The organism is Thioalkalivibrio sp., assembly GCF_007692535.1.
Lineage (GTDB): Bacteria > Pseudomonadota > Gammaproteobacteria > Ectothiorhodospirales > Ectothiorhodospiraceae > Thioalkalivibrio.
Genome location: NZ_REBW01000248.1, coordinates 1 through 6,938, shown reverse-complemented (window position 1 = coordinate 6,938; position 6,938 = coordinate 1). Strand labels below are relative to the sequence as shown.

Sequence of the window (6,938 nt, the reverse complement as noted above, 5' to 3'; positions counted from 1 at the left end):
TAACCCGACCTACGGGGCCGTGACTTTCATGCTAAATAGAGATGGATGGGTATGAAGATCAAAGCGTAGTGTATCTTTTGCGAGAGAGGGCGCTGGATGAGCACGAAATGTTGCGGGGACCGCCGTGAATGAACCCCGGCCCATCGTCGACCGGGATCTGCAGGAGCCAACCCAGGCTCCTGAGCGTGCTGACGAAGCGGCATTGGTCAAGGCAAACTTGCTTCCCTGGAAGGCGCTGCTGCTCGTCTGGCTGGCGGCTTCACTGGCCTTGTTCTGGATTGCCGTGCACCGGGACATGGGGGCGGCAAAGCTGCGTCTGGAGCGGGATGTCCGGGGGCTGGAATCCGAGCTGACAAGAAACGCACACTTGAACGACGCCGTCATTAAGGGACTTGCGGCCGCTCTCGACGCGGTTTCCCCGGAGGACCTCGGGGCGGGAGCGAGAATCTACGCGCGTAAGATACTGGAGCAGTACCCGCACCTGCATCTGGTTGGTGTGGCACAGCGGTTGGAAATGCACGAGAGGGCGGCCTTCGTGTCACGGATGCGGGCGGATGGCTGGCCTGATTTTCAACTGCGACGCTTCGATTACGACATCGACCGGCAGTGGCATCCCGTTCCGGAAAAGGCGGTCTACTATCCTGCGTTCCTGGTGGAACCGGAGCGGGACGACACACTGTCGATGATGGGCCTCGACATGGACGCCGTGCCGCAGATGCGGTACGCGCTGCTGCGTTCCCTGCAGCGGCCCGGCGTGACGCCATCCGATGCGTTCCACTTCACGGGCGGCGATCTGGGCTACGTGCTGGTCTATCCGTTGTGCCCCGGCGGCCGCGCCGGGACCTGTGAACTCTACGGAACTTCCCGTGACCCGGAACTCGTTGCGGTCCTGGGCGTATTGGCAGAAAGGCTGGAGGGTCAGGAGGATGCGGCGGTCCTTTCGCCGGCCCTGTCGTACACCGTGCACCGGGACTGGGGCACTCGCGACACGGATTCGGTGTTGTTCTCTAGGGAAGGGGTGGCGACCCTGCTGGAACGCAGGCTGTTGCCGCGGTTCGAGCAGGAGTCCGGTGCCGGCGACGCCACCTCGCAGCCGTTTCGCGTTGCAGCATCGCACCAGGTGACGTTCGCGAGCCTCAATCCCTGGCCCTATCTCGGAGTGCTGGCGGCATCGCTGGCCGGGCTGACCCTGTTATTCCGGCTGCGGCGGTTGCAGGAACGCACTGGATCTGCCGAGGCCGCGGTCCTCGAGCGGTCCCGAGAGCATCGATTGCAACTCCAGGCGCGTGTCCGGGACCGCACCAAAGCCCTGTCGCAAGTGAACGAGGATCTGCGCCAACAGATCGCGGCCCGGCTGGTCGCGGAGGAACAGCTTCGACTGACGAACGGGCAGATGAAGCTCATGGTTCGGCGCATGCTCGAGGCGCAGGAGCAGGAGCGCAGGGGATTGGCGCTGGAGTTGCACGATGACATCGGTCAGGCGCTGACGGCGATCCGTGTCTACGCCCAGTTGATCGCTCAGGAACATCCGGGGTCGGATGAAGCGGTCGGTCGCCATGCCGCGTTGATCATGGACATGGCCGGCAGAATTTATGACGACACCCATGGAATGATGCGGCGCCTGCGCCCGCGCGCGCTCGATGAACTCGGTCTCGTCGCCGCGCTGGAGGCATGCGCGCAGCAGACGGGACTGGACGTACAGGGCATCACGGTACACGCGCATATCGATCCGGCTCTGAACGATCTGGAGGGGACCGTGGCGATCACCCTGTATCGCCTTTTGCAGGAAGCCCTGACGAATGTATCCAAGCACTCGCAGGCGCAGAATGTCTGGATCCGGGCCCAGCGGCGGGCAGATGTTTCCGGACGTTTCGGCGGGGTTCCGCTGGTAACGCTGCATGTAGAGGACGACGGGCGCGGCCAGCCGGGGCCCGTTATCGGCTCGAATGGCCTCGGGCTGCTGGGCGCCCGTGAGCGGGTGGAGGTCCTCGGTGGCGACTTCGAAGTCATCAGGGGCGACGCTGGCGGTGTGCGCCTGCGGGCCACGTTACCGATAGGGTGAGGTCATACGATGATGCATGAAGGCCCCATTCGCGTGTTGCTGGTCGATGATCACGCCATCGTGCGGGCGGGCCTGTGCGGATTGCTGCAGGCCACCGGCCAGATCGAGGTCGTGGGGCAAGCCGCGTCCAGCGAGGAGGCCTGCCGCCTCGTGGCTGCCCTGACGCCGGACGTGATCGTCCTCGACATCTCCCTGCCCGGTATCAGTGGCATCGAGGCGATTACGCGGCTCCTCCGGATCCTGCCGACGGTGGGGATCCTCGTGCTGAGCATGCATGAGTCGGAGCCCTTTCCGACCATGGCACTGGAGCGGGGCGCACTCGGGTATCTCTCCAAGCGCGGCGCCCCCGAGGAATTGGTGCCGGCCGTGCGCAAGGTGGCCGGGGGGCAGCGCTATCTGGGGAATGCGGTGGCCCAGAGCATGGCCTTGTCGCATCTGGGCAAGGATCGCAACCCGCTCAGCCTCCTGAGCTCGCGGGAAGTGGAGGTCTTCGTCTGGCTCGCGCGCGGGCGTACCGTCAACGAGATCGCGACCGCGATCAATCTGAGTCCGAAGACGGTGCACGCTCACCGCGCGAACGTGATGCGCAAGCTCGAAGTCCGCGGCATCGCCGAGCTGGTGCAGCTGGCGGTGCGCAGCGGAGCCATCGACGTGCACGGGGATCTCTCGGCTGTCGAGCCGCCTTTGTCGTAGGGCGCGTCAGCCCTTCTTCCCGTCCTCACGGCCCTCTGAGTCGCCGGGGTCGATCGAGGGTCGTTCCGGCATCTCCTGGCCGTCCACCGCCGGGCGCTCGCCGCCGGTGAGCTTCATCACGGTCTCGCGGTCGCGCTGGTCCTTGATCGCGTCGAAGAACGAGTACTCGCCATCGCTGACCGCGCGCGAGGTCTCGTCCAGTTCCTGTGCGAGGTCCTGCACGCTGCGGATCACGCGGATCAGCCGCTCGCCGGACTTGGACAGCGAGAAGGTGTTGTTGCGCTTGGCCTCCTTGATGCTGTCGTTGAGTTCCCGGATCGTGTCCTGAAGCGTTCTGTTCTCCGCGCGCAGGTGGTCCTTGGCCGCGTCCAGTTCCGCGATGCGCGTTCGCAGTTCCTCGAGCTGGCGCTGGCGTTCGTTCTCGAGCCGTTCTCGGATCTCTTCCTGCTGCCGTTTCAATGCCGCAGCGGCCTGGCCGTGGTCGTCTCGCAGTGACTGCAGGCTGAACTGATGTTCGGACCGCAGTGCCTCGGTGGAACGCGCCTGTTCCTCCCGGAACATCTGCAGCGTGCGCTCGGTTTCTTCCCGCACCGCCCCGGTCTCCGCGGCGTGCTGTTCGCGCAGTGCCGTCACGGCTGCGTCGTGCTCGGTTCGCAGTTCGCGGAGGTTCGCATTGTTGGTCTCGTTCAGGCGGTCCACCAGCGCGGCGTGTTCGGCGTTGATGCGCGCGATCTCCGCAGCCTGTTCCTCGCGGGCCGACTCGAGGCTGCGCGCGTGCTCGTTCTTCAGCCGCTTGAGTTCCTCGGCGTGGCCCTCGCGCGTCCGCCAGAGGGTGTCGGCATTGTCCGCCTCCAGGTCCGCGACGGAGCGGGCGTGGTTCCTGTTCGCGGCCGCGAGGGCCTCCTCCCCGCGTTTCGCCTGCAGGCCCTTGCCCAGCGCGAAGCCCAGCAGGGCACCGATCAGGGCGAGCACGATGGCGATGATGACTACCTCGGGATGAAGCACGACCGCGAAATCCATGATGTCGACCTCGGATGGGTGAAGGGGTGAGAGGGAACGGGAAGGCCGCAGCCTGCGCAGGCCCCGGTCCTGCACCGTACCCTAGCACCGGCGCCGCCAAATTTCCTGCTTGCGGGCTTCGACGGGCGCCCCTGATGATGGGGTCGAGTCTTGCCTTCTCCCTGGGGTGAAGGCGCCTCAGTGCAGTTCCGACAGCAGTCGGCGCGCCATGCGCTCGGCCTGGGAGGCGTAGCCCCCGCCGAACAGGTTGAAGTGGTTGAGGATGTGATAGAGGTTGTAGAGCTCGCGGCGCATCGGGTAGCCGGCATCCAGGGGCTGTACCTCGGTGTAGGCCGCGAAGAAGTCCCGGCCGGGGTGGCCGAACAGTTCCATCATCGCGATGTCCGCCTCGCGGTCGCCGTAATACACCGCCGGGTCGAACAGGGTCGGGGCACCATTGCCCACGAAGCCCCAGTTGCCGCTCCAGAGGTCGCCGTGGAGCAGGGAGGGCTTGGGGCGATGATCGCCGAGCAGGGCTTCGAGGTCTGCCTCCAGCCGGGCGACAGCGTCCAGCAGCGCCTTGCCGGCACCGTTGTCCCTGGCCAACCGACGCTGGAAGGCCAGGCGGTGCTCCCGGTAGAAGGCCACCCAGTCCGTGCCGGGCGGGTTCGGCTGCGGGGTGCTGCCGATGAAGTTGTCCCTGTTCCAGCCGAACGTCGGGCCGGTGATCGCGTGCAATGCCGCGACGCCGCGGCCCAGCGCCGCGCCATCGGCACGGCCGCCGAGGTCGAGGTGCTCCAGTACCAGGAAACAGGCGTCGCCGTGATCGACCAGGGCGATCACTTGGGGAATCCGAAGGGTGTCGCACTGGGCCAGTTCCTCGAGGCCGGCGGCTTCGGCCTCGAACATCGCCCGCCGCCGGGCATCGTTCTTCTTCACGAAGAAGCGGCGGCCGTCGGTACCGGCCAGGCTGAAGCCCTGGCTGATCGATCCGCCTCCGACCCCGGAACTCCGTGCGGGCGCAAATTCCTCGCCGGTGGCGTTCGCGATGGCCTGGCGGACGGCTTCGATCCAGGCTTCCATGGTCCGCTAGATACAGCGTTCCGACGTGTACCCGGGGGCGTCGCAGAAGTCCCGCCCGGCGAGCTGCAGCGGGCTGGGGGCTCCCAGGCCGGCCAGGTGCTGCTCGCGGGCCTGGGCCAGTTGGTCCTGCGGGGTGACCGGGAACAGCAGTGTGCTCAGGGATGGCGGCGTGAGTCCCAGCCGGACCGCGTAGATGATGCGGTAGGCGAATACCCTCTGTACGTAGTCGCGGGTCTCGTGGAAGGGGATCAGTTCGGCCCAGATGTCCGGATCGATCCGGCCCGCCTCGGGCAGCCACGAGCGCACCCGGTGCGCACCGGCGTTGTAGGCGGCGGTGGACAGCATGCTGTGGCCGCCGAAGCCATCGAGGTTGCGGCGCAGGTAATAGGTGCCCAGGCGGGTGTTGTTGGCGGGATTCAGGATGTCGTTGTCGTTGCGGATCTGCACGCCCGCGGCACCGGCCACGGAGCGCCCGGTCGCGGGCATGATCTGCATGATGCCCAGGGCGCCGGCGCTGGAGCGCACGTCGTGCAGGAACGCGCTCTCCTGCCGCGCGATGGCCATGGCCCAGGCCGGGTCGATGTCCTGGTTGCTGGCACCGTCGAGGATCAGGTCGGTGAACGCGAGCGGGAAACGCAGGTCGATGTCGCCCCAGTTGCGGGCGCGCGCCACGGTGAAGATCGCCCGGTCGTGCCAGCCCCACTCGGCAAAGAGGCGCGCCGCCGCCTCCTGCTCCTGGGTCGAGAGGTCGTTGATCATGTGCGACCACTCGCGGCGCGCCTCTGCGAAGCGCTCCAGCAGCACGAGTTCACGCATGCGCTGGATCGCGGGGATATGCGCCACCTGTTCCTCCAGCGTGGCCGGGACCGACAGCGGCTCGTGGCCGATGCGGTAGGGCTGCCCGAGGCGATCCGCCGCCAGGAAGCCGTGAAAGTTGCGTTCTCGGGCGGCCCGGCGGTAGGCGTCCAGGGCCTCGTCGTCACGGCTCAGCTGTTCCAGCGCCCGGGCCCGCCAGTACTGCCACTGCGCGTCGGCGCCGGTGTCCGGCGCCATCCCGTCGACCGCGGCCAAAACGGTGTTCCAGTCACGATCCCGGAGTGCGGAGCGCAGCTGCCATTGCCGCAACTGGTCGTCGAAGACCGCGTCGGACAGCGAGGCCATGAACGGCAGGGTCTCCGGGAGGCGACGCACGGCCAGGCGCAGCGCCAACGCATGCTCGATGCGCGTCTGTGCCTCCGGATCCAGGCCCAGTTGCTGCCCGTGGGATGCCCACGCGGTCAGTGCTTCCGTGGGTTTGCTCCGGACGAGGCGCAGGAAGGCGCGCTCGAGCATGGTCGCAGCGGCGTGGTGGTCGCCGGCGCGGAATCCGGCACGGGTGACCCGCCCCGGCTCCGCCTCCAGTTCCAGCCAGCGATCGGCCCAGGGCCGATCCTCGGCCGAGAGATAGCGGCGCAGGTAGCGGGCAAGGCCGGTCTGGTCAGCCTCCATTGCGAGTTCCAGGCGTTGCCACGCGAGTTCCGTCGTCAGCAGGCGCTCGCCACGCCAGGCCTCCAGTGCCGGGTCGCAGGCCTTCGGCTGGGATCGCCCGTGCAGCCAGATCGTCTCGACGTCGGCGAGGGCGGCCTGCCGCTTTCCGGTCTGCAGTTGCGCCTGCATGCGGAAGCAGGTCAATTCGGTGGAAAGCGGGCCACCGTACTCGGCGAAGCGGAGGAACTCGGGCCACTTCTTTTCCTTGGCCAGGTGGTCCAGGTAGTGGTTGCGCAGCATCCGCGCCAGTGGCCCGTCGTCGTGTGTCTCCAGAAAGGCCGCGACGTCCTCGGGATTGGCCGCGCTGAGGTTCCGCGCGAGGCGCCGGTAGTCCAGGTACTGCAGCAGGGGGTAACCGGTCAGGAGCTGGCGGGTCGTCAGGAAGGCGCGGTCGTCGTTGTTGGTCAGCGCGCGCTCCGCCAGCAGGAAGATGCTGCGTTCGAAGCTGAATGCGCTCTCCGGGCTGGTCTGGCGGGCGTCGAGGGTGCCGGCCAGGAAGAGGCAGACGACGCCGACTGCGAGTGTACCGATCCGCATTGCGATGATTCCTTGCTGGAGACAGGTCCGAGATTCT

The 6,938-nt window shown here is 67.1% G+C and carries 5 protein-coding genes; 2 read left to right on the top strand and 3 right to left on the bottom strand.

Features of this window, described 5'->3' with window-relative positions; genetic code table 11:
* Window positions 1-124 precede the first annotated feature (124 nt).
* Window positions 125-2,062: a CHASE domain-containing protein gene (locus EA346_RS13955; RefSeq protein WP_296759624.1), complete on the top strand. Its 1,938-nt coding sequence runs from the start codon at window positions 125-127 to the stop codon at window positions 2,060-2,062.
* 9 nt (window positions 2,063-2,071) lie between these two features.
* Window positions 2,072-2,755 (top strand): response regulator transcription factor, encoded by a 684-nt coding sequence (locus tag EA346_RS13950; RefSeq protein WP_296759622.1) that lies wholly within the window; start codon window positions 2,072-2,074, stop codon window positions 2,753-2,755.
* Window positions 2,756-2,761: 6 nt separating this feature from the next.
* Here the strand turns inward: EA346_RS13950 and EA346_RS13945 are convergent, their stop codons facing one another.
* The 3 genes from EA346_RS13945 to EA346_RS13935 form a co-directional block, all read right to left on the bottom strand.
* Window positions 2,762-3,775 (bottom strand): hypothetical protein, encoded by a 1,014-nt coding sequence (locus EA346_RS13945; RefSeq protein ID WP_296759621.1) that lies wholly within the window; start codon window positions 3,773-3,775, stop codon window positions 2,762-2,764.
* A 177-nt stretch (window positions 3,776-3,952) separates the two neighbouring features.
* On the bottom strand, window positions 3,953-4,837 hold the full coding sequence (locus EA346_RS13940; protein ID WP_296759620.1) for a fructosamine kinase family protein: 885 nt from the start codon (window positions 4,835-4,837) through the stop codon (window positions 3,953-3,955).
* 6 nt (window positions 4,838-4,843) lie between these two features.
* Window positions 4,844-6,901, bottom strand: a complete 2,058-nt coding sequence (locus EA346_RS13935; RefSeq protein ID WP_296759618.1) for a transglycosylase SLT domain-containing protein — start codon at window positions 6,899-6,901, stop codon at window positions 4,844-4,846.
* Window positions 6,902-6,938 lie beyond the last annotated feature (37 nt).